Raw genomic sequence first — 23316 nt, 5'->3', positions numbered from 1 at the left:
GCGCGCAGTTGGGAATGAGACCGATTCTCGTTAGGCGGTGGCGGTGCCGGCCGTGATCAGCAGCCCGATGCCGGTGGCGATGAGCCACAGCGACCAGGCGATGTAGACGAACGGCGTGATGGCGCCGGCGAGGCGCCAGCCCCGGTCTTCGAAGGCGCCGACGAACTCGAACGAGCACACGACCAGCAGCGCTCCGACGACGACGCCGGCGAGCCCGAGCCAGCCGCTGACGACACCCGAAGTGATGACGGCGATTCCGGTCAGGATCGTCCACGCACCGCTGAAGAGGTAGCCGAGGTGCTCCCCTACGGCGACACCGAGATAACGATGGAAAGCCTGGAAGACGATGTCGACGGCCTCACGACGAGCGGGCGTGGCATCCGGATCCGCGTCAGCACGCGCGAGGAACGGCACCAGGAACGGCCAGCGCATGAGCCCGAGGAACTGCGTCACGGCGGCCAGCACGCCGACCACCGTCGCCGTCGCCAGAAGCGCGGGATCGGCACCGTCGAGCCCCGCAGACAGCAGCACCGCGGTCGGCTCGAGCAGCACGGCGGTCATCCCGAACACCCACCAGAGAAGGACGAGCGACGACCCGCCCGCCCGGAACCGCTCGAGTACCTCGCCGGTGGGTCGCCGCAGGATGTCGGGATATTCGAAGCGCGCTGCGAGGGCCGCGAAGGCGACATTGAACGCGAGTGGAAGAACGATCAGCAGGATGCCGGTGAGGATCAGCATGTGGTCACGCCCCCGTCGGCGCGACCGATGCGGCCTGGGCCGACCGAGGACGAACGCGCCGACCGAGGATCATCCGCAGCGCCACGCCCGTGATCACCGTCACGATGGCTGCGCCGCTCGCTCCGAAGATGAACGGGCCGCGGTCGAGATCCAGGATCACGAACGCGGTGAGAACCCAGCCCAGAATCCAGGACAGAGCCACGGTCGCGGTCCACATGACGCGGGCGCGTCGGGATGCCGGAAGAACCAGAGCCTGGGCAGCGCCGACGACGGCGCCCACGATCAGTCCAGTGACTGCTCCGGCCGCCATCGTCGTCGGCGGACCGACGAGCAGCCACGCCAGCAGCCCGCCGACCGCGACGGCTGCCGTCGTGACGATGAGCCAGCGGGGGCCGGCCACTCGGCCCAGAGCGAGCCACTGCGCCCCGCCGATCGACGCGCCGACGATGACGCCGTCGGCGAGTGCGGTCCACGGCGAGTGCGGCGATCCGAGCAGCAGGAGTGCGATGAGCCCGCCGAGCGGAAAGGCGAGGAATGTGGGCAGCCAGCGCAGAACGGACATGAGGGACTCCAGTGGACGAACAGATTGCGTACGATGTACGTTATACCTGTGCGTACACTGTACGCAATCCGTCGCGAAGGGTCCTCATGTCCGAGAAACCGCACCCCCGCCGTCCCCGCAACTCCCTGACGGTCCCGGTGATCCTCGATGCGGCCGAAGCGGTCGCGTCAGCGGGCATGGACGCGCTCACGATCCGCGCCGTCGCCGACCACCTCGGCTCTTCGCCGATGGGGCTGTACCGGCACGTCACCGGCAAGGAGGAGCTGGTGGAAGCACTGCTCGATCGCGTGCTCGGCCGGATGCCCGTGGTGCCCGTGACACCCGACGCGCTCGACGACCTCCGCGCCTTCGCGGCCGCCCACCGGGACCTGCTGCTGGCGCATCCGTGGGCCGTCCCAGGGCTCATCGCGCACCCGCTGCCCGGGCCGAACGCCCTGCCGATCGGCGAGCAGGCGCTGAGCCACCTGCATCGGCTCGGGGTCGACGGAGACCGCGCGGTCGCGACCTTCAGCGGAATCATCGCGCTCAACTACGGGTGGGTGTCGTTCTCGATCGCGCGCGGCGCGGCGGAGGCGGTGCCGAGCCTGCAGCGGATCTCGTCGGGACCCTCCTCCCACTTTCCGCACACCCTCGCCGCCGGCGCGGCCATGGCGCGATTCGGCAGCGACGAGCACTACGCGATCGTCGTCCGCGAACTCCTCGACGGTCTCGCGGCTACAGCGCGGCCAGCAGCGGACTGAGCTCCGCGAACGCGCGTGCGCGATGCGAGTCGGCGTTCTTCTCCGCCGCAGACCACTCCCCGACCGTCCGCTCGGCATCCGCGGGCTGCCCGTCCGGGATGAAGATCGGGTCGTACCCGAACCCGCCCGCGCCCGAGGCGGCGGCGGCGAGGCGGCCAGGCCAGATCCCCGCCACGACGTGCTCCGAGCTGGTCCCTGAGCCAGTCGAAGGGCCCGGCACCACGAGCGCGATCGTGGAGACAAACTGCCCGGTGCGATGCGGATCGCGGATGTCGGACAGCTGGTCCAGGAGCAGGTTCAGGTTGGCCGCGGCATCCTTCGCGTGTCCTGCCCAGTACGCGGAGAAGACCCCAGGGGCCCCGCCGAGCACATCGACGCAGAGCCCCGAATCGTCGGCGAGGGCCGGCAGCCCCGTGTGGGCGGCGGCAGCGCGCGCCTTGATGAGGGCGTTCTCGGCGAAGGTGACGCCGTCCTCGACCGGCTCAGGACCGTCGTACGAGATCACCTGGATGTCCGGCCGGGTGGCCGCGACGATCGCCTGGAACTCCTCGACCTTGTGCGGATTGTGCGTCGCGAGGACGATCCGGTGGGTCACGACCGCGGTTCGGCGAGAGACGCGACCTGAAGGTCGCGCAGCGACGCGCAGCCGGCCACGCCCAGATCGAGGAGGGCGTCGAGCTCGCGCTTGTCGAACGGCGCCCCCTCGGCGGTGCCCTGCACCTCGACGAACAGCCCGCGTCCGGTGACGACGATGTTCATGTCGGTCTCCGCCCGGACGTCCTCGACGTACGCGAGGTCCAGCATCGGCTCGCCGTCGATGATCCCGACCGAGACCGCCGCCACCGAGTCGAGGAGGGGTGTCGACCGCTGGGCGATGAACTTCTTCTCGCGGCCCCACTCGATCGCGTCCGCGAGGGCCACGTAGGCCCCGGTGATGGCTGCGGTGCGCGTGCCGCCGTCGGCCTGGAGCACATCGCAGTCGATGACGATGGTGTTCTCGCCAAGCGCCTTGGTGTCGACCACGGCGCGCAGGGCGCGGCCGATGAGCCGCGAGATCTCGTGCGTGCGTCCGCCGATGCGGCCCTTGACGCTCTCGCGGTCGTTGCGGCTGTTAGTCGCGCGCGGGAGCATCGCGTACTCGGCCGTGACCCAGCCCTTGCCCTTGCCGGTGAGCCAGCGCGGCACGCCGTTGGTGAACGACGCGGTGCACAGCACCTTCGTGCCGCCGAACGAGATCAGCGCCGAGCCTTCGGCCTGACTGCTCCAGCCGCGTTCGATCGTGATGGGGCGGAGCTGATCGAGCGTGCGGCCGTCGGCACGGGTGATATCGGTCATTGGGTTCCTCTCAAGGGAAGGTCGATGGCGCCGGTGTGCACGAGCCGGACGTCCGTGACCTCGCGGCCCATCAGACGGTGCGCGAGGCGCAGGAACTCGTCGGCGGAGTCTCCGGTGGCTTCGTAGACGTGGCGGGGCTCGGCATCCGAACTCGCGAGCAGATCGCGGGAGACCAGTTGCCGGTAGACGTCTTTCGCCGTCTCGGTGTCACTCGAGACGAGCGACACATCGGGGCCCATCACATAGCTGATGGCGCCCTCGAGGAACGGATAGTGGGTGCAGCCGAGAACGAGGGTGTCGACGTCGGCGTGCCGCAGCGGGGCGAGATACTCCTCGGCGACCGCGAGCACCTCGGACGAGTCGGTGACCCCGGCCTCGACGAATTCCACGAACCGCGGGCACGCCTGCGCGAACACGGTCAGACGCTCGTTGACCTCGAGCATGTCCTGGTAGGCCCCGGACCCGATCGTGCCCGCCGTGCCGATCACGCCGATGCGGCCGTTGCGGCTCGTCGACATCGCGGTGCGGACCGCGGGTCCGATCACCTCGACCACCGGCACCGAGTAGCGCTCCCGCGCGTCGCGCAGCATCGCCGCGGACGCGGTGTTGCAGGCGATCACGAGCATCTTGACGCCCTCGTCGACCAGGGTGTCGAGCACCTCGAGCGAGTAGCGGCGGACGTCGGCGATGGGCTTCGGCCCGTACGGCGAGTGCGCGGTGTCGCCGATGTAGCGCAGCGATTCGCGGGGCAGCTGGGCTGAGATCGCCCGGGCGACGGTGAGCCCGCCGACGCCGGAGTCGAAGATCCCGATGGGCGCGTCATCCACGATCGACCAGCCTACGCCAGGGCTTCTTGTCTTGATCGCGGGGAGATCCCCGCGAGGACTCGCTTCGCTCGTCGGCGGCTGCGCCGCGCCCCCTCGCTAGGCTGACCGCATGACCGGACCGGCCGCCAGCACCGCCCTGCTCACCGACCGCTACGAGCTCACGATGCTCGAGGCCGCGCTGCGCGATGGGACCGCCCACCGCCGGTGCGTCTTCGAGCTGTTCGGCCGGCGATTGTCCGGTGGGCGGCGGTTCGGCGTCGTGGCCGGCACTGGGCGGCTGCTCGAGCTCATCCGCGACTTCCGCTTCGGCGACGACGAGCTGCGCTTCCTCCGCGACGAGCGGGTGGTGGATGCCACGACCCTGGCATTCCTCGAGGGCTATCGGTTCGCCGGAGCGATCACCGGCTACCGCGAGGGCGAGCTGTACTTCCCCGGCTCGCCCATCCTCACCATCGAGGGGACCTTTGCCGAGGCGGTGATCCTGGAGACCCTCGCGCTGAGCGTGCTCAACCACGACTCCGCGATCGCGACCGCCGCAGCCCGGATGGCGATCGCAGCCGGCGACCGGCCACTCGCCGAGATGGGCTCGCGCCGCGCCGGCGAGCGCTCGGCGATCGCGGCCGCCCGCGCCGCCTACATCGGCGGCTTCGGAGCGACGAGCAACCTCGAGGCCGGCCGGACCTGGGGCATCCCGACGATGGGCACCGCCGCGCACTCCTGGACGCTCCTGCACGACTCGGAGGAAGCCGCGTTCCGCGCCCAGATCGACGCCCTCGGCACGGGCACCACCCTCCTCGTCGACACCTACGACATCGCCCGAGGAGTCGAGACGGCCGTCCGTGTCGCCGGCACCGGCCTCGGCGGCGTGCGCATCGACTCCGGCGACCTCCCCCGCGTCGCCGCGCAGGTGCGCGCGCAGCTCGACGACCTGGGCGCCACCGGCACGAAGATCACCGTGACGAGCGACCTCGATGAGTTCGCGATCGCCTCGCTTGCGGCATCCCCCGTCGACGCCTACGGAGTGGGCACCTCGCTCGTCACCGGATCGGGCACCCCGACGGCGGGGATGGTCTACAAGCTCGTCGCGCGCCAGGGACAAGACGGCGGMTGGGTCGGCGTCGAGAAGACCTCGACCGACAAGTCATCCAAGGGCGGCCGCAAGGCCGCGTTCCGCACCCTCGAGCGCGGCACGGCGACGAGTGAGCTGATCGCCGTGTCCGACGGGTTCGAAGAGCTCGAGACGGCCGCGACGCACCCGGACGCGCGAGCACTGCAGGTGCTGCTCGTGACGGCCGGGGATCCGGATGTCGCGTACCTCGGTCGCGACGGAGTCCGCGCTGCGCGCGACCACCATGCTCGCGTGATCGAGGAGCTTCCCGGCCGGGCCCTCGCGCTCAGCCGGTCGGATCCGGCCATTCCCACGGTCTACGTGGATGCGGAGTAGGAACCGGTCCCTGAGCCTGTCGAAGGGTCAGCCCATCATCGACTCGTAGATCTCCTTGCAGGTCGGGCACACCGGAAACTTCTCCGGGTCACGACCGGGAGTCCACTTCTTGCCGCACAGCGCCTTCACCGGCTTGCCGGTGATGGCCGACTCGAGGATCTTGTCCTTCTTCACGTAATGCGAGAAGCGCTCATGATCGCCGGGCTCGAGGCTCTCCTCGCGGATGAGCTCTTCGAGCTCTCGGTCCAGGGTGGCGATGCCGCCCTGATCGGGGCTGTCGAGAGGGGTGCTCATGGTCAGCCAGTTTAGCCCGGGCCAACCTCCAGCGGGCGGTCCGCATGTGCCGCGGCATCCGTCAGATCGACTCGGCGAACTCCATGAGACGTCCGCCGCGGCGCTCGAACACGAAGGATCCGATCGCGATGCCGACGATGAGCGTGGTGCCRCCGATCGCGACCCCGCCCCACAGCGCCATACTCGCCGCTTCGATGTCAGAGGTGAGCGCGATCCACRCCCACCAGAGGGGGGCAGCAGTCAGTGCGACCGCGCCCAGCATCACGACAGCCTGAGCGATCGCGCTGCCTGATCCCGTGCGCTGCGGCTGCCGGAAGGGGCTCTCGCCCGGACGGGTCGCCGGATACGGCGCGACCACCGACGAGACCGAGGACAGCCCGAGGCCGCTCAGGAACAGGCAGGCGCAGACACCGACCATGGCAGGCAGGATCGCCCACCGGCCGTGCAGCGAGACCGCGATCGGAATCGCGAGAGCGAGCGCAGGAATGCCCACCAGCAGGATCGGGACGAGGCGGCCCACCCGGTCGGAGACGCCGCGGACACCGCTCGCGATGTGCATCCACACCGCGGTGGAGTCGTAGGCGATGTCGTTGTGCGGAAGCCAGCCGAGGAAGAGCGCGATGAGCGGCACCGGAATGAGGGCGACGACGGTGGGCGGAACGCCGGCGATGAGCAGCGGGACGGTGGTGAGACCCGCCGCGATCGGGATGATCACGAGGTTGGCGAGGTACCGCCAGTCGCGCAGCCAGTACATGAGGCTCCGTGCGGCTACCGCGCCCGACGGAGTGCCCGGTGCGACGGCGAACCAGCCCAGGCCGCCGTGTTCGCGCCCGGAGACCGGACGCTCKGTCGTCGTCAGCGCGCGATGGACCAGCCACACCCAGATCAAGGCCAGTCCCGCGACTGTGGCAAGCGCCACCAGGAGGCTTGCGGTCGCCCTCGGCCAGCCCAGTGCCAGGAGTCCGGGGAAGGCGGTGGCCGCTCCGAACGGGGTGATCGCCAGTGCCTTCATCGCCTGGGTGAGCTGCGTGGGCACGACCCCGTGCCAGTCCAGCGACGCGAGGAAGACTCCCACCGGAACCATGACCACGAGGATGGCCAACGCGAAGAGCCCGGAGAGCTCACGTGAGCGGCGCTCGTGGAGGAACAGTGCAGTCAGCGCCATGCACACCCGCGCCAGCAGCACGCACGTGGCGACCACCAGCACGCCCCCGGTCACCGCAGCGAGCGGCGCCACACCTTGCCGGACCCACACGATTGCCGCGCACACCGTGAGCGCCGTCACGGCCGCGATCGGGACACTCACCGTGCCGACCAGAGCCAGCACCGCMGCCAGGCTGGTGGGCCGAGGTCCGAGTACGGCGAATCGGCGCGGGTCGAGCGGATCCGTCGCGCCGCCGATCAGCGGCGCAAGAGCGAATCCGAGGCAGATCGCCGAGCCGCCGAGCACGGTGACCGCGACCATCACCTCGGTCTCGACGTCATCGAGGGTCAGCAGCCCCCAGCATCCCGCGACGGTCGCGACGATGAGCAGGACGAGGCCTGCCGACACCCGCGCGATATGGCGGCCATCTCCGCGAAGGGCGCCGACGAGCAGCGCGAGCCTCAGTCGGAGAACGTGTGCAGCCACTCGAGACCCTCCACGTCGCTGAGGCCGCCGGCCAGCTCGATGAAGCGCTGCTCGAGAGTGAGCTCGCCGCGCACCTCGTCGACGGTCCCCTCGGCGAGGACCTGCCCGGCGACGATCACCGCGACCCGCGTGCACATCCGCTCGACGAGCTCCATGCCGTGGCTGGACAGGATGACCGTCCCGCCGTGCGAGACATACGCCGAGAGGATGTCGAGGATGATCGCGCTCGAGACGGGATCGACCGACTCGAACGGTTCGTCCAGCACGAGGAGTCTCGGCGAATGAATCAGCGCGCCGGCGAGCATGACTTTCTTCACCATGCCCGCCGAATAGTCCGAGACGGCCCGGCCCAGCGCATCGGTGAGGTCGAACGCGCGGGCGAGATCGCCGATGCGGCTCTCGACCACCGCAGACGGCAGTCCGCGGAGCACCCCGTAGTAGTAGAGCAGCTGGCGCCCGGTCAGCCGGTCGAAGGTGCGCAGGCGATCCGGAAGCACGCCCATGAGGCGCTTGGTCTGGAGCGGGTGGGATGCCGCGTCCACGCCGTTCACCGCGATCGTGCCGTGGTCGGGGCGCAGCAGTCCGGCGATCAGCGAGAGCGTGGTCGTCTTCCCCGCGCCATTGGGGCCCACCAGGCCATAGAAGGTGCCGGCGGGAACCGTGAGATCGACTCCGTCGACCGCGCGCGTGTCGCCGAAGGTCTTCGTGACGCCGCGCAGCACGAGAGCGGCCTGCTGGACATCGGGGACCAACTCGTCCAGCACGACCGAAGCCGCGAACGGGTCGGGGTGCTCGATGTGCTCGGCTGCGACGGGCTCCACAACCTCGGCTGCGACGGGCTCCGGCACGGGCAGCGGAGGCTTCGGGGGAATCACGATCTCCGTCGCCGCCAGATCAACGGGCAGCGGCGGTGGCGGCCCAGGGTCGGGGGTGGGACGCAGTGGCACGATCCTGGCCTCTTCACCCTCGTCGGAGGCGCCGTCCGGGGGTTCCGGATAGGCGTCCTGTGGCACCGACAGGAAGGCTGGCATCACCTAAACGTACCAAGATGCGCAAGAGTCACCACCTGCAAAACGCCCCGCGACGGTGGACGCCCGAGAACACGGTTATCACGGATTCGTCACGAAAAGTCAGGACGGGTCCGGCATTATGCACGTTCTCAGGGGGCTGTCGCTACCATGGACCGAGCACAACGGGGTGACGAGTCGGTGAATCGACCGTAAAAACGCACCCCAGGAGCAGACTTTGACACTTCAGACCGTAATCCTCGCCGCTGGCATGGGCTCCCGCCTGGGCCGCGCGCTGCCCAAGCCGCTGACCGAGCTCAGCGACGGCCGCAGCATCATGCAGCAGCAGCACGACAACATCCGTGCCGCGTTCGGCAGCGGCGCGCGCATCACCACAGTCGTCGGCTACCGCGCGGAGACGATCGTCGAGGCGTTCCCCGACGTCGACTACGTCTACAACGACCAGTACGACCAGACCAACACCTCCAAGAGCCTGCTTCGCGCCCTCATGAAGACCGGCAGGAACAGCGTGCTCTGGATGAACGGCGACGTGGTCTTCGACCCGCGCGTTCTCGGCCGTGCGATCGACCTGATCGAGCGCGATCAGTCGTTCGTCTCCGTCAACACCTCCAAGGTCAGCGACGAAGAGGTCAAGTACACGACCAGTCGCGAGGGTTTCATCAAGGAGCTCTCCAAGACCGTCGTAGACGGCATCGGCGAGGCCGTCGGCATCAACTTCATCTCCAGCGCCGACAAGAAGGCCTTCGTCCGTCAGCTCACCCGCGTGGACGACCAGGACTACTTCGAGCGCGGCCTCGAGCTCGCCATCGCCGAAGACGGCGTGCGTCTCATGCCCCTGGACATCTCCGACCTGTACGCGGTCGAGGTCGACTTCGCCGAAGATCTCGAGCGCGCGAACCTCTTCGTCTAGGCATCGCCTCGCGCGGCGTCAACCCCCAGCGCGTGCCCAGCACTCGCTCCTAGGATCGGCGAGATGGACGAGAAGGTTCACCGCATCCACTCCCTGCCGGGCGACGCCCCCTGGTCGGGAGGTCTGCCGCCGGTCGGCTCCCACGAGCATCCGACAGCTGTCCGTGCGCTCGATCGGGTGCTCGCGATCCAGCGCCCCGCGGTGCTCGCGCACCTGCGCGGCATCCGGCTGCGGCATCCGGATGCCTCGTCAGCCGATCTCGTGCGCATCCTCGAGCGACGCTATCTCGCGGCGGTGACCACAGGCGGCGCGGCCGTCGGCGCGACCGCAGTCGTGCCAGGTATCGGCACGGGCATCACCCTGACCTTGAGCGGAATCGAGACCCTCGCCTTCCTCGAGGCGACCGCACTCTTCGCGCAATCGGTCGCCGAAGTCCACGGCATCCCGGTCGACAACCCCGATCGCGCCCGCGCGCTGGTGCTCACCCTCATGCTCGGCAAAGAGGGCATCGACCTCGTCGCTCAGCTCGCAGGGCAGGCGGCGGGAAAGGGGACGAGCCGTGATCGCTATTGGGGTGAGCTCGTGACCAAGACGATCCCGCGCGCCGCGGTCGGTCCACTCGTTGACCAGCTGAAGACCTCGTTCATGCGGCACTTCGCCGTGCGCGGCGGCGCATCCTGGATCGGAAAGGCGCTCCCCTTCGGCATCGGCGCGGTGGTCGGTGGCGCCGGCAACAACATCCTCGGGCGGCGGGTTCTGGTCAACTCCCGCCGTGCCTTCGGTCTGGCGCCTGTGGTGCTGCCGCTCGAGCTCGAACCCAGGCCGGGTGCGACCCCGATCGAGCGCGCCGCCTGGCGCCGCCTGACGCGGGCCGGGAAGGGAAAGTAGAGACATGGGTCTTTTCACGCAGCGTCCAGAAGAGAACGACGAGTGGGCCGGGCTTCCCTCGGAGCCGCATCGCGCCGAGAGCTTCGCTGAGCGGCTGCCGGATGCCGCGCCCCCGAGTGCGACGGCATTGGACGTCGGCGGCATCGGGTCGATCAGCATCCCGCTCCCGCCGCCCGTGGTGACCGAGCCATCGAACGAGGACTGAGAGCGGATGGTGGCAGAGCCCGCGGCCATGCGCATACCCTCACCAGTATGGACAGCACCCTGGCCTGCATTGCCGCGTGGATGCCGCGGCAGCGCTGGTACGCCGCGAAAGGCCGACTCCCCAGCCTGCGACTCGTCGCGTGGTGGGACCTGCCCGCCGCTGACTGCCTGATCCGCACCTACCTGGTGGCGGACGAGGGCGCGCTGCCCGCCGTGCTGTACCAGATCCCCGTGGTCGCACGGGAGACCGAAGCGGTCGACGCGGCACCGGCGGACATCATCGGCAGCCCCGATCCGGGCACGACCTTCCTCGACGGCCCCAGTGACCCGGCGTACGCCCACGCTCTGCTGCGCCTGATCGCCGAGGGCGGCTCCGGCCACGGGCCGCGGACCATCGCCGTCGGTCGCCCCTCCCAGATCATCGACGCCGACGAGCCGCGCAGTGCGAGCGTCCTGGTCGGAGAGCAGTCCAACACTTCGCTCATCTATCGGTCCGAGGCCGGCGGCGTCCCCGTGATCTGCAAGGTGTTCCGACAGCTGCACTCAGGGCTGAACCCGGATGTCGAGCTGACCACCGCTCTCGCGAAGGCCGGATCGCCGCATGTGCCCGCCGCCATCGGGTCGGTGCAAGGTTCGTGGCCGGATCAGGCCACCGCCGACGGCACGGTCATCGGATCGCTCGCCTTCGCGCAGGAGTTCCTGCCAGACGTCGAAGATGCGTGGCGGGTCGCCCTGCGGGCAGCCGCGACCGGCGAAGACTTCAGCGCACGTGCGCGGGCCCTGGGCGCGGCGACGGCGAATGTCCATGTGTCCCTCGCGAACCTCTTCCCGACCCACATCGCGCGTGCCGGTCATCGTGAATCCACGACGGCCAGCTGGCACCGCAGACTGTCGATCGCCGTGGCCGAGGTTCCCGCGCTCGCCGACCGCCGCGATGAGGTCGAGGCCGCGTACGCGCGCGCGGTCGAGGTCGAGTGGCCGCCCTTCCAGCGGATCCATGGCGATTACCACCTCGGGCAGGTGCTGCATGACCCGGCACGCGGCTGGGTGCTGGTCGACTTCGAGGGCGAGCCGCTCCGGCCGATGGGCGAGCGCACCCGCCCCGACCTCGCGCTGCGTGACGTCGCCGGGATGCTCCGCTCGTTCGACTACGTCGCGGGGTCGATCCGGCTCGACCACCCGGACCGCGCCGCAGTGACGGTGCGCGAATGGGTGCAGGACGCTCGTCAGGGTTTCGTCGATGGCTATGCCGCTGCATCCGGAATCGACATCGACGCGTACGACACCCTGCTCACCGCCCTCGAGCTCGACAAGGCGGTCTACGAGGCGATCTACGAGTCACGCAACCGACCCACGTGGGTCACCATCCCGCTGCGCGCGATCGCCCGGCTCGTCGAGCGCCCCGCGCCGGTGGCGTGAGGATCGGGTCAGTCGTCGAGTTCTGCTTCCTCGTCGAGGTCGTCAGGTTCGTCGTCCTCGGTCGAGCGCGCATGCCAGTCATCCCAATCGGCCATCAGGCGCGCGATCGCGTCGTGGAATCTGCGCGTCGCGGCGCCGGGAGTCGTATCCCCGAAGTAATGGCTCACCCACCGCTCGAGGCGCTGCGCAGCCTCAGGATCGGCCCGCACTCGCTCGGTCTCGGCGACGATCTGCGGGGCATCCGCGGCATCCAGCCACTCGCACGCTGACAGGTATCCATGGGTGTCCACGATCGCTGCGGGATCGGCGGGCCGGGTGATCAGCAGCGGCTTGTCGGCCGCCAGCCGGTCGTAGACCATGGCGGAGATGTCGACGATGGCGACGTCGGCGGCAGCCAGCTGCCACCCGAGCTGCGGGCCGTCGTCGAAGACGTGCTGAGCGTGCCGATCGGCCCGATTCGCGGCGGCGATGGCGGCGATGATGCGCCGGTTCGCTGCGCCGTACTCGCCGTTGACCACACCGGACCGGGGATGCGGGCGGTAGATCACCCGGTGATGTCCGGTCTGAAGCAGCGCCTGCACGATCGCCTCGCCGTGGCTCGCGATCGAGCCGTAGTGGGCAGATGGGCGATCGCCCTCCCAGGTCGGCGCGTAGAGGATGACGGTGCGGTCGTCGGGCGTGTAGGGCAGCGCGCCGTAGTAGTGATCCGCCTGCGGCCGGCCGATCTGGATCGTGCGGGCGTCGAGGTCGTAATCCCAAAGCACCCGGGACAGTCGCTCGCGAGCCGCTTCGCCGGCGATGAAGGCGTAGTCGTACGCCTTGTACTGGCTGGTGGTCATGTACATCTTGTCGGACTCGCCGTGGTTGATGAAGACATGCCAGCRCCGGCCGTAGCGGAACATCTGGAAGTTGCGGGTGTTCTGGTTGACGTACAGCACGACCCGGATGTCCTGCGTCGCGATGAATTGCTCGAGGTCGCGGACGGTGGGCACGAAGGCCACGGGCGGACCATCCTCGGCCAGCAGCGCCTGAGCTCCGGTGGGCGACCGGCTGAGCACCACCACGGGCCACTGCTTGGCCAGCTCGGCGAGCGGCTTGTACCACTGCCGGATCTGGTACATGTTCACCGCGCCGTCGGCGAAGTACACGGCGACGCGATAATGATTCTCCGGATGCGGCGACCGCAGCTGGAGCGTGCGCCGCACGTCGCCGACCGCGGTGCGGTTCGTCAGAGCCCTGCGCACCAATGCCAGCGCCTTGCGCCCGTCCGAGACCAGTCCCACCGTGTCAGCCTACCGAGGACCTCTCGTGTCATGATCGACGGGTGAATCCCGACCATCCGGTGCGCAGTGAGGCGCCGGTCGTACCCCCCGGCTCGGGCGTCACGTTCGTGATGCCGGTGCTCAATGAGCGCACCTACCTCGAGCGCGCCGTCGCCACGGTGCTCGCACAGGACGTCGTCGGCCCGATGGAGCTGATCCTGGCGCTCGCGCCGTCGAGCGATGGCACCAACGAGCTCGCCGCTGAGCTCGCCGCCGCCGACCCTCGCATCGTGCTGGTCGAGAACCCGGCCGCGGACATTCCGATCGGCCTCAACCTCGCCATCCGTGCGGGCCGCTATCCGACGGTGGTCCGGGTGGACGCGCACTCCGAGCTGCCGACCGGCTACACCAGCCGGGCCCTCGAGACCCTGAACCGGGTGCGGGCCGCGAACGTCGGAGGCGTCATGCGCGCCGACGGCCGCACCCCGTTCCAGCGCGCCGTCGCACGGGCGTACAACTCGCCGGTCGGACTCGGCGGCGGGGCCTATCACGGCGGCACCAAGGAGGGCGAGGCGGAGTCTGCCTACCTGGGCGTGACCCGTCGAGCGGTCCTCGAGGAGGTGGGCCTGTTCGACGAGTCGATCCGCCGCGGGGAGGATTGGGAGCTGAACCTCCGCATCCGGCGGGCCGGCTACCGGGTCTGGTTCGATCCCTCGCTGTCGGTGACCTATTGGCCGAGAGAGAGCTGGCGGCGCCTGGCGCGCCAGTTCCGCGCGACCGGACGCTGGCGGGGCGAGCTCGTCCGCCGCTTCGGTCGAGGCAACTCGCTGCGCTTCTTCGCTCCGCCCGCCCTCGTGGTCGCGTTGGGCCTGAGCGTGCTCGTCGGAATTCTGCAGCTGACCGGGCTGCTGACCGGATGGTGGGCGGTGCTGGCATCCGTCGTCTATCTGCCGGTCATCGCCTACGCCCTGCTCATCGCGGCGTGGTCGATCGGCTCGGGCGGCGGGGAAGGATGGCGCGACAAGCTGTGGACCGCCGCCGTGCTGCCCACCATGCACCTCTCGTGGGGCGCCGGCTTCATCGCGGGCGTCCTCCGCGGCGCACACGACACCGTCGACACCTCGCGGCTCGGCGATCGCAACACACCGCTGCCTTGACGGCGAGGCTCGTCAGCGTGTGACGTAGCCCTGGTCGAGGATCCGCGCGACGACCCGCTCGGCGGCATGGCCGTCGTCGCGTGCGTTGAACTTCTGCCGCCACTGCGCGTACTTCTCCGCGTGGTCGGCGGGATCGGCGGTGCGCAGCGCGTCGACGAGCTCGTCCTGCGTGCGCACGACCGGCCCTGGCGCGTGTGCCGCGAGATCGAAGTAGAAGCCGCGCAGCTCGCCGCGGTAGTGCTCGATGTCCGGCACGAGGAAGTACATCGGCTTGCCGGTCACGCTGAAATCGAACATGACCGACGAATAGTCGGTGATGAGCCCGTCGGCGGCGAGAAGCAGCTGGGACGTGTCGGGATAGCCGGTGACGTCGATCACACGCGGCCCCGCGACATCCCGGCCGGGCTGCAGGGTGCGGGAGTGCCCGCGCACGAGGATCACCGCGTCCGCTTCCGCGGCGAGGGCCGCCGGATCGACGAAGTCGACCATCTCCTGCCGATCATCGCGCCACGTGGGCGCGTAGAGCAGGGCTCGCTCCTCGGGCCGGATGCCGAGCGCGGCGCGGATCGAAGCTCCATCGCCGGTGGTCAGGATGTCGTTGCGCGGATACCCCTCGACCCACACGGGTCGCATGAGGAACGCGTAGGCCTTGCCGAGGATGCGCGCGGCGTAGGGGTTCTGGGCGAGCAGCACGTTCCAGCGCCGCGACTCACGGGCGACGGCGGCCATTCGGCGCGGATCGAAGCCGGGCCGATGCAGGGCGAGGCGCTTGAGCGGGGTGCCATGCCAGGTCTGCAGCACGATCTGCCCCGGACGCCGCGCGAACCGCCGCCGCAGCCAGTCGTTGACGACGAGCAGGCGCGCAGATCCTCGGGCCCGCCACCACTCCGGAGTGCCCTCGACGACCGCGACCGCGCCCTCCGGGACCTGCACCGACAGATCGACGACACTCCAGTAGCGCGTCACCTGTGGCGCGCGTCGCGCGAGCTCCCGGTCGATCGCGAGCGGGTTGCAGCTCGCATTGCGGCCGTAGAAGCTCTCGAAGAACGCGGCATTCTCCAGTCCTCCAGGCCGCGTGGCGTATCGGCGCTCCAGAGCGTCCTGGCCCTCCCCCGAGTCGTAGGCCGGATCTATCGGCGCTCCGATGCGCACGGTCGTGCTGTCCAGCTCGGCACGCAGTGTGCCGAGTTGGACGAGCGGGACGGATGCCGGCATCGCCGCGTCCTCGCCCGCCGCGCTCTCGATCACCAGTGCGTAGTCGCCGACGGGCAGGGGGAGCTCCGGTCCGCCCCAGCGAGAGGCCCGCAGCGGGAGCAGGACGGTCCACCCGGCGTCTGCGGCTTCGACCGTTCCGGCGACCCGCGCACGGGGCCCGTCGAGCGAGACGCCCGTCGGTGCGGGTCCATCTCCGGTCAGCACGAGCGTAGGTCCGCCGTCGGTGGTGAACCGGGCGTCGGTCATCGGTGTCTCCCCAGGGGGTCGTCGGAGGCGGCGGGATCACCCAGACCGGCCAGGATGGCACGGTACACCCTGAGCGTGTTCCCGCCGTCGCGGAAGGCGTGCACCCGCGCGTCGAGCTCGCGCGAGCGGTCGAGGAGCGCGTCTCGTGCCGCATCGTCGCCCAAGAGCGCGTCGAGCTGATCGGTGCACTGCCGCCAGCCGGTCGACCAGTCACCGCCGGCCACGTCGGCGTAGGTGCCGTAGAAGCCGCGGCGGTGGGCGTAGGGCCCCACATCCGGTGCGAGGAACAGTACGGGCAGCGGGACGAGCGAGGCGTCGAAGGCGAGCGATGAGTAGTCGGTGACCAGGGCATCCAGGCCCGGCAGCAGGGGCGTCACATCGGCGACGAGGCCGCTGCCGAGGCTTCGGACCCGTTCGGTCGGCGTCGGCGGCACGTACTCCCCCGCACCCAGTGGGTGCGAACGCACCAGCAGGACGGCATCCTGCCGCGTGAGCACCTCGATGAGCGCGCGCCACTCTTCGGTCGTGGGCACGGCGGGATCGGCAGCGCCGTCGCGCCAGGTCGGGGCGTAGAGGATCGCGCGCGTTCCGTCGTCGATCGGGCCGGCGGCCGCCTCGATCAGCTCGCGCGCGGCCGCGCGTCGCTGTGCTGCGGTGCCACGGGACAGCACGTCGACGCGCGGCTCACCGGTCACAGGCACCTGGGCGTCGCGAAGACCGAATGCCGATTCGAGCCGTCCGCGCACCAGGTGCGACGCGGCCGGCAGCACCGCGATCCGCCGGGCGGCTCCACGGTAGAGCGTCGCCAGGAGCGCTTGCAGCAGTCGCGCTCCCGGCACATGGGCGGCGAACCCGGGGAGCCGTGTGGTCTCGGGCGAATCGAGCCCGATCCGCTTGAGTGGGATCCCGTGCCAGAGCTGCACCACGAGGGCGCCGGATACCGCGTAGCGGTTGACGTCCCCGAACCCGTGCGTGACCACGACGACGCGCGCCCGCGCGGTGCGCCAGAAGCCACGCAGGGAGTGCTTGGGGATGCTCGGGATGCCGCGGGCCGCGGCATCCGTCGCCTCCTGTCCGGAGCCGACCAGCCACACGGCAGGGCGCCCGTCGGCTGCGGCGACGTCCCAGAGCGCGAGCGCCCCGTCGGCGATTCCCACCGCGCAGCCGAACACCCACTCGTCGCTCGTGCGAGGCACGAGGAGGGTGGCGATGCGCCCGGCGGCATACAGGGGAAGGCGGGCCAGCTTCGCCGCATTGCCCGCGCCGAAGGAGAAGGACGCCACCCCGCGAGCCTATCGCGGGGTGGCGTCCTGGGCCTGAGTGCGGAGGGCTACTCGCCCAGTGTTCCCAGGGTCACATCGGCCGTGTGCGTCTTGCCGTCGCGGACATACGTGACTGTCGCGTCGCTGCCGCCGGCCGCCGCGCGGACCTGCGCGGTGAGGTCGGTGGCGTTGGCCACCGGCACGCCGTTGAACTCCGTCACGACGTCGCCGGCCTGCAGACCGCCGGCATCGGCGCCGCCACCCGGGGTCACTTCCTTGATGTAGGCGCCCGTGGTCGTTGCACCATCGACCGACGCGGCATCCACCACGCTCGCGCCGAGCAGTCCGTGCGTCGCCTCGCCGTTCGCGATGATCTCGCTCGTCACCCGCTTGGCGATGTCGGACGGGATGGAGAAGCCGACGCCGATCGAGCCGGACGCACCGGCCCCACCCGCCGTCGCGATGGCGACGTTGATGCCGATCAGCTTGCCCTCGGAGTCGACGAGCGCGCCGCCCGAGTTACCAGGGTTGATCGCGGCGTCGGTCTGGATGACCGCGATCTTGATCGTCTCGGTCGCCTGCTGCGGGGCGTCGCCCTGACCGAAGTCGAAGTAGAACGGGCCTTCCTGGCCGTTCTGCTGGTCCTGGCCGTTGCCGTTGTCCTCGGTGTCGCCGGAATCGGGAGCAGCGGAGGAGGCGATCTCGATCGACCGGTTGAGCGCGCTGACGATCCCGGTGGTGACCGAGTTCGACAGGCCGAGCGGGGCGCCGACAGCCACAGCGCCGTCACCGACGTTGAGCTTCGACGAGTCGGCGAAGTCGATCGGGGTGAGCCCTGACGCGTCGGTGAGCTTGATCACGGCGAGGTCGTAGGTCGGGTCGGTGCCGACCACCTTCGCGTCGTAGACCCGTCCATCCGAGGTCGTGACCCGGATGGACGCGTCGGCGGTGGCGCCGTCCAGGGTGACGACGTGGGTGTTGGTGGCGATGTAGCCGTCTTCGCTGAGGATCACGCCCGAGCCCGTGCCGCCGCCGGAGCCGCTGCTCGCCTCGATCGTCACGACGCTCGGGAGCACCTTCGTCGCGATCGCGGTGGTCTGGTTGACGGACGTGGTGTCGTTCACGGTGACGGTGGCAGGTCCCACGGCCGGGTTCTGGTCGAGCGGGCTGAACAGGTTGACGCCGGCATACGCACCGCCGAGGCCGGCAGCGCCGCCCACGATCGCGGCAGCGACGATGAGTCCGACGATGCGCCCGCCGCCGCCCGACTTCTGCTTCGTCGCCGCGGGCGCCGCCGATGCACCAGTGATCGGCTGAGTCGGCTGCGTCTGGTTCGCCTGGGCGGCAGGACCGAACGAGGAGGCATAGGGCTGCCCCGGCTGCGGCTGCGCGCCGTAACCCTGCGGGCGGGGCGCGCCGTACGGCGGCTGCTGCTGTAGCTGCGGGTACCCCGGGTAGTGGACCGGCACCTGAGGCGCGCTGCCCCACTGCGGCTGGGGTGCCTGCGGGGGCTGCGGCGCAGGGGGCACAGGCGGCCCTGCCGGTGCGTTTGCGGGTGTGTGGTCTGCGGGGCGGTCGCCCGTGGTGTCACTCATGTGGGTGCTCCTTCGTCCAAGCTGTTCTCACTGTGCGCCCGGTTGCTGTGCATTTCTTATGGCCCCGATGGGACTCGACTATGCGAGTAGCGTGAGCCGGATGCGAGATATTGCCGGGGCCTGGCGACGCACGGCAGCAGGTGCCGGACTGGTCGGGGCCGATGGATCCATCCGCCCTACCATCTTCGCGGAGATGAGCGCCCTCGCGGCGCACACCGGGGCACTCAATTTGGGACAGGGGTTTCCGGACGAGGACGGTCCCCCTGAAGTGCTCGAGGCTGCCCGCGCCGCGATCGCGCACGGGATCAACCAATATCCGCCCGGCCGGGGCATCCCCGACCTCCTCGCCGCGATCGCGGAGCATCAGGAGCGGTTCTACGGCGTTCGCCTCGACCCCGAGGGTGAGGTGCTGGTGACCGCCGGCGCGACCGAGGCGCTCGCGGCCACCCTGATGGCGCTGCTGGCGGGCCCGGAGGACGAAGTCGTGGTGTTCGAGCCCTTCTATGACTCCTACGCCGCGGTGGTGGCCCTCGCCGGCGCGCGCCTTGTGACCGTGCCGCTGCGCTGGCCAGACTTCCAGCCCGATCTCGATGAACTGCGCGCCGCAGTGACCGACCGCACCCGGGTGATCCTGGTGAACGATCCGCACAATCCGACCGGCGCGGTGTTCTCCGCCGAGGTGCGCGCCGAGGTCGTCGCCCTCGCCCATCGGCATGACGCGTACCTGGTCACCGATGAGGTCTACGAGCATCTCGTCTTCGGCGCCCCGCACGTTCCGCTCGTGACCGAGCCGGGAGCCTGGGAGCGCACGGTGTCGATCTCGTCGGGTGGAAAGACCTTCTCGGCCACCGGCTGGAAGATCGGCTGGGCGACCGGGCCCGCCGACCTGATCGACGCCGTGCTCGCCGTCAAGCAGTGGTTGACCTACGTCAACGGCGCGCCCTTCCAGCCCGCGATCGCGGCCGGACTGCGGCTGCCCGACGAGTATTTCGCGGGCATCGCAGACACTCTGCGCCGCAAGCGCGACCTGCTGGGTGCTGGTCTCCGCGACGCCGGCTTCGAGGTGTCCGTGCCGGCCGGGTCGTATTTCACGGTGGCGGATGCCGCCCCGCTCGGAGCGACGGATGCCGCGGACTTCTGTCGCGCGCTTCCGGCGCGGGCGGGCGTGGTGGCGATTCCGCTCACCGCCTTCGCAAGCCCRGCCCGCCGCCACGACTACGCGACCTTCGTGCGATTCGCGGCGTGCAAGCGGGTCGAGGTGCTCGCAGATGCGGCATCCCGTCTCGCCGTCTTGCGCAGCTGATCGCTCAGCGCGGCACGACTCGGAGCCTCCGGAGCGCGAGCGACGGATTGACCCGTCGCACCCGCGCCACCGACTCGACGTCGAGGTGCGCGATCGCGATGTCGGTCGCCGTCCCGATCGCGGCGATCTCGATGCCCTGAGGATCCACGATCATCGAGTTTCCGACCCCGAGCGGCGGCGGATGATCGGCCGCCGCGACGAAGACCGTGTTCTCGATGGCGCGGGCGTGCAGCAGCGTGCGCCAGTGGTGCTCCTTGAGGGGCCCGCGCACCCACTCGGCCGGCACCAGGAAGACATCCGCCCCCGCATCCGCGAGCAGTCTCCCGACCTCGGGGAAGCGCACGTCGTAGCAGGTCATCAGMCCGAAGCTCAGCCCGCCGACCTGGAACGTCTCGGGCGTGCCGAGCTCCCCTGGCTCGACCCAGTCCGACTCGCGCTGCCCGAAGGCATCGTAGAGATGGAGYTTGCGATAGCTGGCGACGATGCCGGACGCGTTCACCGCGACTACCGCATTGCGCACGTGCTGCTCGTCGACGGCGCCCTCGAGCAGTCCTGCGACGATGTGGATGCCGAGTCTGGACGCGAGCGCGATCAGCGCGGCGGTGAAAGGTCCGTCGATCGGCTGTGCGTGCTCGAGGAGCGACGAGTCGAACGGGTCGATGAAGTAGCTGGAGTACTCCGGGAACACCACGACCTGCGCACCGCGCCCTGCCGCCGTCTCGACGAGTGCCGTCATGGCCGCGAGATTGGCCGCCTCGTCTGCGGTCGGCGCGAACTGTGCGACGGCAACCGCAACGGAGGTCAACGCGGCTCCCGAGCGATGCGCCGCCGGCGCATGACGAACGGCGCCACGATCCACAGCACGACGAGGAGCATCCCGAGGGCGGCGGCCGCCACCCAGGCCGCCGAGACGCCGACCACGACATCGAACACGAACGCCACGACACCGACCAGGAGCACCGCGACCGTCACGAGCGCGGTGATCAGCGCCGCGTGGCCGTACTCGACCACTTCGGGCTTCATCCCGTGCCGGAAGACGACCCGATGCAGGGCTACGGGCGCGAGCGCGACGATGGCGCTCACCGCCGACAGCACGACAAGGGTGAGATAGAGGGTCCGCTGTCCGTCGTTCAGGTCGGCGAACGCCGGCTGGAACGCGAGCGCGAGCAGGAAGCCGGTGAGGATCTGCGTGCCGGTCTGCAGCACCCGCAGCTCCTGCAGCACCTCGATCCAGTTGCGGTCGGCGCGCTCCGCCGGGGTCTCGTCGCGACCGTCCGTGCGGTCGTCACGAGGATCGGTGTCGCGGTCCGAGGGCATGGTCCATCCTTGCGCTCGCCCAGTCCGACGGGCAACCTCGTCGCCTCGGTTCGTGACCCTCCGGAGAGCGTGTTAGGCTTTTACTTGTGACGCGGGGTGGAGCAGCTCGGTAGCTCGCTGGGCTCATAACCCAGAGGTCGCAGGTTCAAATCCTGTCCCCGCAACKAAATGAAGAAGGCGTCCCCGACAGGGGGCGCCTTCTTCATTTGCCCGGCCACGGTCGGTCTCAGTGCGGGTCGAGCGCGTCGCTCAGATCGCCCAGAAACCGCGTGATCACGTGCAGTTCGGCGTCCGAATACGGCTCTGCAGCGCCGCGCATCGCGCGCAGCCGCTCACCGAAGTGCCGGTAGAAGGCTTCTCTCGACTCATCCGTGAGCACGACGATCCGCGCCCTCCGATCGTGCGGGTGGGGGTGCCGCTGGACGTGCCCTGAGGCGGTCAGGCGGTCGAGCAGCTTCGTCGTCGATGCGGTGGAGATCCGCAGATGCTCCGCGAGATCGTGCGGACTGACCGCGTTGCCGCGATGCTCGTGCATGATCAGCATGCGCAGCGCCGCGACATCCGTGGCATTCATGTCCATGTCGCCCTTCATGCCGCTGTGCATGCGCTCCATGGCGTCACTGAGCGCCCGGATCTCGGTGAGGAGTTGCATCACCGCGTACTCTCGTTCCGTATGCGGGACAAAGCGATCCGCCATCGACACCTCGTTCTTTCTCCTTGTATCATCGTCGAAAACAAGAATGCTAGCTAAACTAGCGAAATGGAAGAGCCCATGATGGATACAGACCATGTCGTCCTGCTCGACGACGACGGCAGGGAAGTCGGAACGGCCCTCAAAAGCAGCGTGCACGGCACCGAGACCGCCCTGCACCTCGCCTTCTCGTGTCACGTCATCAACCGTGCCGGGCAGGTGCTCGTCACGCGTCGTGCCCTCGGCAAGACGACGTGGCCGGGGGTCTGGAGCAACTCCTTCTGCGGCCACCCCCGCCCGGCCGAGCCGGTGCTCGCCGCGGTGCATCGCCGCGCGGAGTACGAGCTCGGCATCAGGCTCGACGAGGTGGAGCTCGCGCTCCCGCTGTTCCGATACCGCGCAATCGACTCGACGGGAATCGTCGAGCACGAGCTCTGCCCGGTCTACACGGCGCGCACGCACCACGAGCCGCAGCTGAACCCGCTCGAGGTCGTCGAATCCCGGTGGGTCGATCCGGAGGATCTGGCCGCCTCCCTCGCCGCGACGCCGTGGGCGTTCAGCCCCTGGCTGGTGCTGCAGGCCAAGCAGCTCCACCTGTTCGGAGACTCGGTGCGCGAGTCCCAGCGACGAGCCTCATGACCATCCAGGCCGTACGGCCCTCATCGGCTGTCTCGACACTCCTCGACGAGCCGATCGATGCCGCGCTCGAACGTGTTCGGCTGCGGGCGATGGCCCTCGGCGGCGGGATCGAAGTGCTCGGCGATGCGATCGCACGCGCCGGCGCCGGGGGCAAGCGGTTCCGCCCCGCCCTGGTGATCCGGGCCTTCCACGCCTTCGCCGACCAGACCGAGGCCCCGCCCGGGCTCTACTCCGTCGCGGCGGCCTTCGAACTCCTGCATACCGCGTTCGTCGTGCACGACGACGTGATCGACCGAGACACCATGCGCCGAGGCATCCCGAACATCTCCGGCGAATTCCGAGCACGCGCCMGCGGGCAGGGCGCCGGTGCCGCGGGCGCCCGACTGCTCGGCGACGCCGCGGCGATCCTCGGCGGTGACCTGCTCCTGCACGAGGCGCTGCGACAGGTGTCGCTCACCGAGTTCGAGCCGGCCCTGCGCGAGCGCCTGCTCGAGCTCTTCGACGAGGCGATCTTCGTCTCGGCGGCGGGCGAGCTCGCCGACGTCGAGAACGCGATCGCGCCGGACTGCGCCGACACCCCGGCGCTGCTGCGGGCCGCGCGGGACAAGAC

At 69.8% G+C, this 23316-nt stretch carries 25 protein-coding genes and 1 tRNA gene; 11 read left to right on the top strand and 15 right to left on the bottom strand.

The features are described 5' to 3' along the window. Positions 1–30: 30 nt before the first annotated feature. Positions 31–738, bottom strand: coding sequence for a DUF4386 domain-containing protein (locus tag AC1DVT_RS03890; RefSeq protein ID WP_477386686.1), 708 nt, complete (start codon positions 736–738; stop codon positions 31–33). Between the two features lie 4 nt (positions 739–742). Then, a complete protein-coding gene (locus AC1DVT_RS03885; protein WP_477386685.1) occupies positions 743–1300 on the bottom strand; it encodes a hypothetical protein in 558 nt (185 codons plus the stop codon). A gap of 86 nt (positions 1301–1386) precedes the next feature. On the opposite strand from AC1DVT_RS03885, the gene AC1DVT_RS03880 reads away from it, so the two are divergent. Further along, the gene (locus tag AC1DVT_RS03880) at positions 1387–2040 is read left to right on the top strand and encodes a TetR/AcrR family transcriptional regulator (protein ID WP_477386683.1); all 654 of its coding nucleotides are present in this window, start codon (positions 1387–1389) and stop codon (positions 2038–2040) included. Here AC1DVT_RS03880 and rdgB read toward each other — a convergent pair. From rdgB to murI, 3 genes are read right to left on the bottom strand one after another with little or no spacing between them, the layout of a single operon-like run. Next, complete coding sequence (gene rdgB / locus AC1DVT_RS03875) at positions 2015–2635, bottom strand: RdgB/HAM1 family non-canonical purine NTP pyrophosphatase (protein ID WP_477386681.1); 621 nt, start codon at positions 2633–2635, stop codon at positions 2015–2017. The two genes, AC1DVT_RS03880 and rdgB, sit on opposite strands and share 26 nt — an antisense overlap. Further along, positions 2632–3375, bottom strand: a complete 744-nt coding sequence (rph, locus tag AC1DVT_RS03870) for a ribonuclease PH (RefSeq protein WP_477386679.1) — start codon at positions 3373–3375, stop codon at positions 2632–2634. Before rph ends, rdgB begins: the two co-directional genes overlap by 4 nt. Beyond that, positions 3372–4202 (bottom strand): glutamate racemase, encoded by an 831-nt coding sequence (gene murI / locus AC1DVT_RS03865; protein WP_457100291.1) that lies wholly within the window; start codon positions 4200–4202, stop codon positions 3372–3374. The genes rph and murI overlap by 4 nt, the downstream gene beginning before the upstream one ends. A 109-nt stretch (positions 4203–4311) precedes the next feature. Between murI and AC1DVT_RS03860 the strand changes: the two genes are divergently transcribed. Further along, on the top strand, positions 4312–5646 hold the full coding sequence (locus AC1DVT_RS03860; RefSeq protein WP_477386677.1) for a nicotinate phosphoribosyltransferase: 1335 nt from the start codon (positions 4312–4314) through the stop codon (positions 5644–5646). 27 nt (positions 5647–5673) lie between these two features. Here the strand turns inward: AC1DVT_RS03860 and AC1DVT_RS03855 are convergent, their stop codons facing one another. The 3 genes from AC1DVT_RS03855 to AC1DVT_RS03845 form a co-directional block, all read right to left on the bottom strand. Continuing rightward, entirely contained in the window at positions 5674–5940 is a 267-nt protein-coding gene (locus AC1DVT_RS03855; RefSeq protein ID WP_457100289.1) for a DUF3039 domain-containing protein, read from the bottom strand. A gap of 61 nt (positions 5941–6001) precedes the next feature. Then, on the bottom strand, positions 6002–7570 hold the full coding sequence (locus AC1DVT_RS03850; protein WP_477386675.1) for a hypothetical protein: 1569 nt from the start codon (positions 7568–7570) through the stop codon (positions 6002–6004). Further along, positions 7546–8601, bottom strand: a complete 1056-nt coding sequence (locus AC1DVT_RS03845) for an ABC transporter ATP-binding protein (protein ID WP_477386673.1) — start codon at positions 8599–8601, stop codon at positions 7546–7548. Before AC1DVT_RS03845 ends, AC1DVT_RS03850 begins: the two co-directional genes overlap by 25 nt. Before the next feature lie 214 nt (positions 8602–8815). Between AC1DVT_RS03845 and AC1DVT_RS03840 the strand changes: the two genes are divergently transcribed. The 4 genes from AC1DVT_RS03840 to AC1DVT_RS03825 all read left to right on the top strand — a co-directional run bounded on the left by AC1DVT_RS03840 (position 8816) and on the right by AC1DVT_RS03825 (position 12019). Further along, positions 8816–9508: a phosphocholine cytidylyltransferase family protein gene (locus AC1DVT_RS03840; protein WP_457100286.1), complete on the top strand. Its 693-nt coding sequence runs from the start codon at positions 8816–8818 to the stop codon at positions 9506–9508. A 63-nt stretch (positions 9509–9571) separates the two neighbouring features. After that, positions 9572–10396, top strand: coding sequence for a hypothetical protein (locus tag AC1DVT_RS03835; protein ID WP_477386671.1), 825 nt, complete (start codon positions 9572–9574; stop codon positions 10394–10396). Positions 10397–10400: 4 nt separating this feature from the next. After that, positions 10401–10601, top strand: coding sequence for a hypothetical protein (locus AC1DVT_RS03830; RefSeq protein ID WP_457100284.1), 201 nt, complete (start codon positions 10401–10403; stop codon positions 10599–10601). A gap of 47 nt (positions 10602–10648) precedes the next feature. Beyond that, positions 10649–12019: a maltokinase N-terminal cap-like domain-containing protein gene (locus tag AC1DVT_RS03825; RefSeq protein ID WP_477386669.1), complete on the top strand. Its 1371-nt coding sequence runs from the start codon at positions 10649–10651 to the stop codon at positions 12017–12019. 8 nt (positions 12020–12027) lie between these two features. Here the strand turns inward: AC1DVT_RS03825 and AC1DVT_RS03820 are convergent, their stop codons facing one another. Then, entirely contained in the window at positions 12028–13302 is a 1275-nt protein-coding gene (locus AC1DVT_RS03820; RefSeq protein WP_477386667.1) for a CDP-glycerol glycerophosphotransferase family protein, read from the bottom strand. A 110-nt stretch (positions 13303–13412) separates the two neighbouring features. Between AC1DVT_RS03820 and AC1DVT_RS03815 the strand changes: the two genes are divergently transcribed. Then, positions 13413–14438 carry a glycosyltransferase gene (locus AC1DVT_RS03815; RefSeq protein WP_457100328.1) on the top strand — a complete coding sequence of 342 codons (1026 nt, stop codon included), beginning with the start codon at positions 13413–13415 and terminating at the stop codon, positions 14436–14438. Positions 14439–14450: 12 nt separating this feature from the next. Here AC1DVT_RS03815 and AC1DVT_RS03810 read toward each other — a convergent pair whose 3' ends face one another. Genes AC1DVT_RS03810 through AC1DVT_RS03800 form a run of 3 tightly spaced genes read right to left on the bottom strand, consistent with a single transcriptional unit; the run spans position 14451 to position 18756 of the window. Then, complete coding sequence (locus AC1DVT_RS03810; RefSeq protein ID WP_477386665.1) at positions 14451–15899, bottom strand: CDP-glycerol glycerophosphotransferase family protein; 1449 nt, start codon at positions 15897–15899, stop codon at positions 14451–14453. Continuing rightward, a complete protein-coding gene (locus tag AC1DVT_RS03805; protein ID WP_477386663.1) occupies positions 15896–17182 on the bottom strand; it encodes a CDP-glycerol glycerophosphotransferase family protein in 1287 nt (428 codons plus the stop codon). The genes AC1DVT_RS03810 and AC1DVT_RS03805 overlap by 4 nt, the downstream gene beginning before the upstream one ends. A 47-nt stretch (positions 17183–17229) precedes the next feature. After that, the gene (locus AC1DVT_RS03800) at positions 17230–18756 is read right to left on the bottom strand and encodes a S1C family serine protease (protein WP_457100279.1); all 1527 of its coding nucleotides are present in this window, start codon (positions 18754–18756) and stop codon (positions 17230–17232) included. A 100-nt stretch (positions 18757–18856) separates the two neighbouring features. Between AC1DVT_RS03800 and AC1DVT_RS03795 the strand changes: the two genes are divergently transcribed. Further along, the gene (locus tag AC1DVT_RS03795; RefSeq protein WP_477386661.1) at positions 18857–20059 is read left to right on the top strand and encodes an aminotransferase class I/II-fold pyridoxal phosphate-dependent enzyme; all 1203 of its coding nucleotides are present in this window, start codon (positions 18857–18859) and stop codon (positions 20057–20059) included. A 4-nt stretch (positions 20060–20063) separates the two neighbouring features. On the opposite strand, the gene AC1DVT_RS03790 is transcribed toward AC1DVT_RS03795, so the two are convergent. Continuing rightward, a complete protein-coding gene (locus AC1DVT_RS03790) occupies positions 20064–20864 on the bottom strand; it encodes a carbon-nitrogen hydrolase family protein (RefSeq protein ID WP_477386659.1) in 801 nt (266 codons plus the stop codon). Continuing rightward, the gene (locus AC1DVT_RS03785) at positions 20861–21376 is read right to left on the bottom strand and encodes a DUF6328 family protein (protein WP_457100276.1); all 516 of its coding nucleotides are present in this window, start codon (positions 21374–21376) and stop codon (positions 20861–20863) included. Before AC1DVT_RS03785 ends, AC1DVT_RS03790 begins: the two co-directional genes overlap by 4 nt. 90 nt (positions 21377–21466) lie before the next feature. Here AC1DVT_RS03785 and AC1DVT_RS03780 point away from each other — a divergent pair. Then, positions 21467–21540 (top strand) — tRNA-Met (locus tag AC1DVT_RS03780). Positions 21541–21602: 62 nt separating this feature from the next. Here the strand turns inward: AC1DVT_RS03780 and AC1DVT_RS03775 are convergent. Next, positions 21603–22166 carry a MarR family winged helix-turn-helix transcriptional regulator gene (locus AC1DVT_RS03775; protein WP_477386657.1) on the bottom strand — a complete coding sequence of 188 codons (564 nt, stop codon included), beginning with the start codon at positions 22164–22166 and terminating at the stop codon, positions 21603–21605. On the opposite strand from AC1DVT_RS03775, the gene idi reads away from it, so the two are divergent. Both idi and AC1DVT_RS03765 read left to right on the top strand, forming a co-directional pair. Then, a complete protein-coding gene (idi, locus tag AC1DVT_RS03770; RefSeq protein ID WP_477386655.1) occupies positions 22149–22706 on the top strand; it encodes an isopentenyl-diphosphate Delta-isomerase in 558 nt (185 codons plus the stop codon). The two genes, AC1DVT_RS03775 and idi, sit on opposite strands and share 18 nt — an antisense overlap. Beyond that, the coding region (locus AC1DVT_RS03765) for a polyprenyl synthetase family protein (RefSeq protein WP_477386653.1) at positions 22703–23316 on the top strand (614 nt) is incomplete at its 3' end. The genes idi and AC1DVT_RS03765, both read left to right, overlap by 4 nt.

Source organism: Microbacterium sp. P2_F9, from assembly GCF_056403635.1.
This window is presented reverse-complemented; position numbering and strand designations above follow the sequence as displayed.

Excerpts from the sequence above, each read along its gene's own strand:
- AC1DVT_RS03890 (WP_477386686.1), bottom strand. The coding sequence starts at position 738 with ATGCTGATCCTCACCGGCATCCTGCTGATCGTTCTTCCACTCGCGTTC.
- AC1DVT_RS03885 (WP_477386685.1), bottom strand. The coding sequence starts at position 1,300 with ATGTCCGTTCTGCGCTGGCTGCCCACATTCCTCGCCTTTCCGCTCGGC.
- AC1DVT_RS03880 (WP_477386683.1), top strand. The coding sequence starts at position 1,387 with ATGTCCGAGAAACCGCACCCCCGCCGTCCCCGCAACTCCCTGACGGTC.
- rph (WP_477386679.1), bottom strand. The coding sequence starts at position 3,375 with ATGACCGATATCACCCGTGCCGACGGCCGCACGCTCGATCAGCTCCGC.
- AC1DVT_RS03855 (WP_457100289.1), bottom strand. The coding sequence starts at position 5,940 with ATGAGCACCCCTCTCGACAGCCCCGATCAGGGCGGCATCGCCACCCTG.
- AC1DVT_RS03845 (WP_477386673.1), bottom strand. The coding sequence starts at position 8,601 with ATGCCAGCCTTCCTGTCGGTGCCACAGGACGCCTATCCGGAACCCCCG.
- AC1DVT_RS03835 (WP_477386671.1), top strand. The coding sequence starts at position 9,572 with ATGGACGAGAAGGTTCACCGCATCCACTCCCTGCCGGGCGACGCCCCC.
- AC1DVT_RS03830 (WP_457100284.1), top strand. The coding sequence starts at position 10,401 with ATGGGTCTTTTCACGCAGCGTCCAGAAGAGAACGACGAGTGGGCCGGG.
- AC1DVT_RS03825 (WP_477386669.1), top strand. The coding sequence starts at position 10,649 with ATGGACAGCACCCTGGCCTGCATTGCCGCGTGGATGCCGCGGCAGCGC.
- AC1DVT_RS03815 (WP_457100328.1), top strand. The coding sequence starts at position 13,413 with ATGCCGGTGCTCAATGAGCGCACCTACCTCGAGCGCGCCGTCGCCACG.
- AC1DVT_RS03810 (WP_477386665.1), bottom strand. The coding sequence starts at position 15,899 with ATGACCGACGCCCGGTTCACCACCGACGGCGGACCTACGCTCGTGCTG.
- AC1DVT_RS03800 (WP_457100279.1), bottom strand. The coding sequence starts at position 18,756 with ATGAGTGACACCACGGGCGACCGCCCCGCAGACCACACACCCGCAAAC.
- AC1DVT_RS03785 (WP_457100276.1), bottom strand. The coding sequence starts at position 21,376 with ATGCCCTCGGACCGCGACACCGATCCTCGTGACGACCGCACGGACGGT.
- idi (WP_477386655.1), top strand. The coding sequence starts at position 22,149 with ATGATGGATACAGACCATGTCGTCCTGCTCGACGACGACGGCAGGGAA.
- AC1DVT_RS03775 (WP_477386657.1), bottom strand. The coding sequence starts at position 22,166 with ATGGTCTGTATCCATCATGGGCTCTTCCATTTCGCTAGTTTAGCTAGC.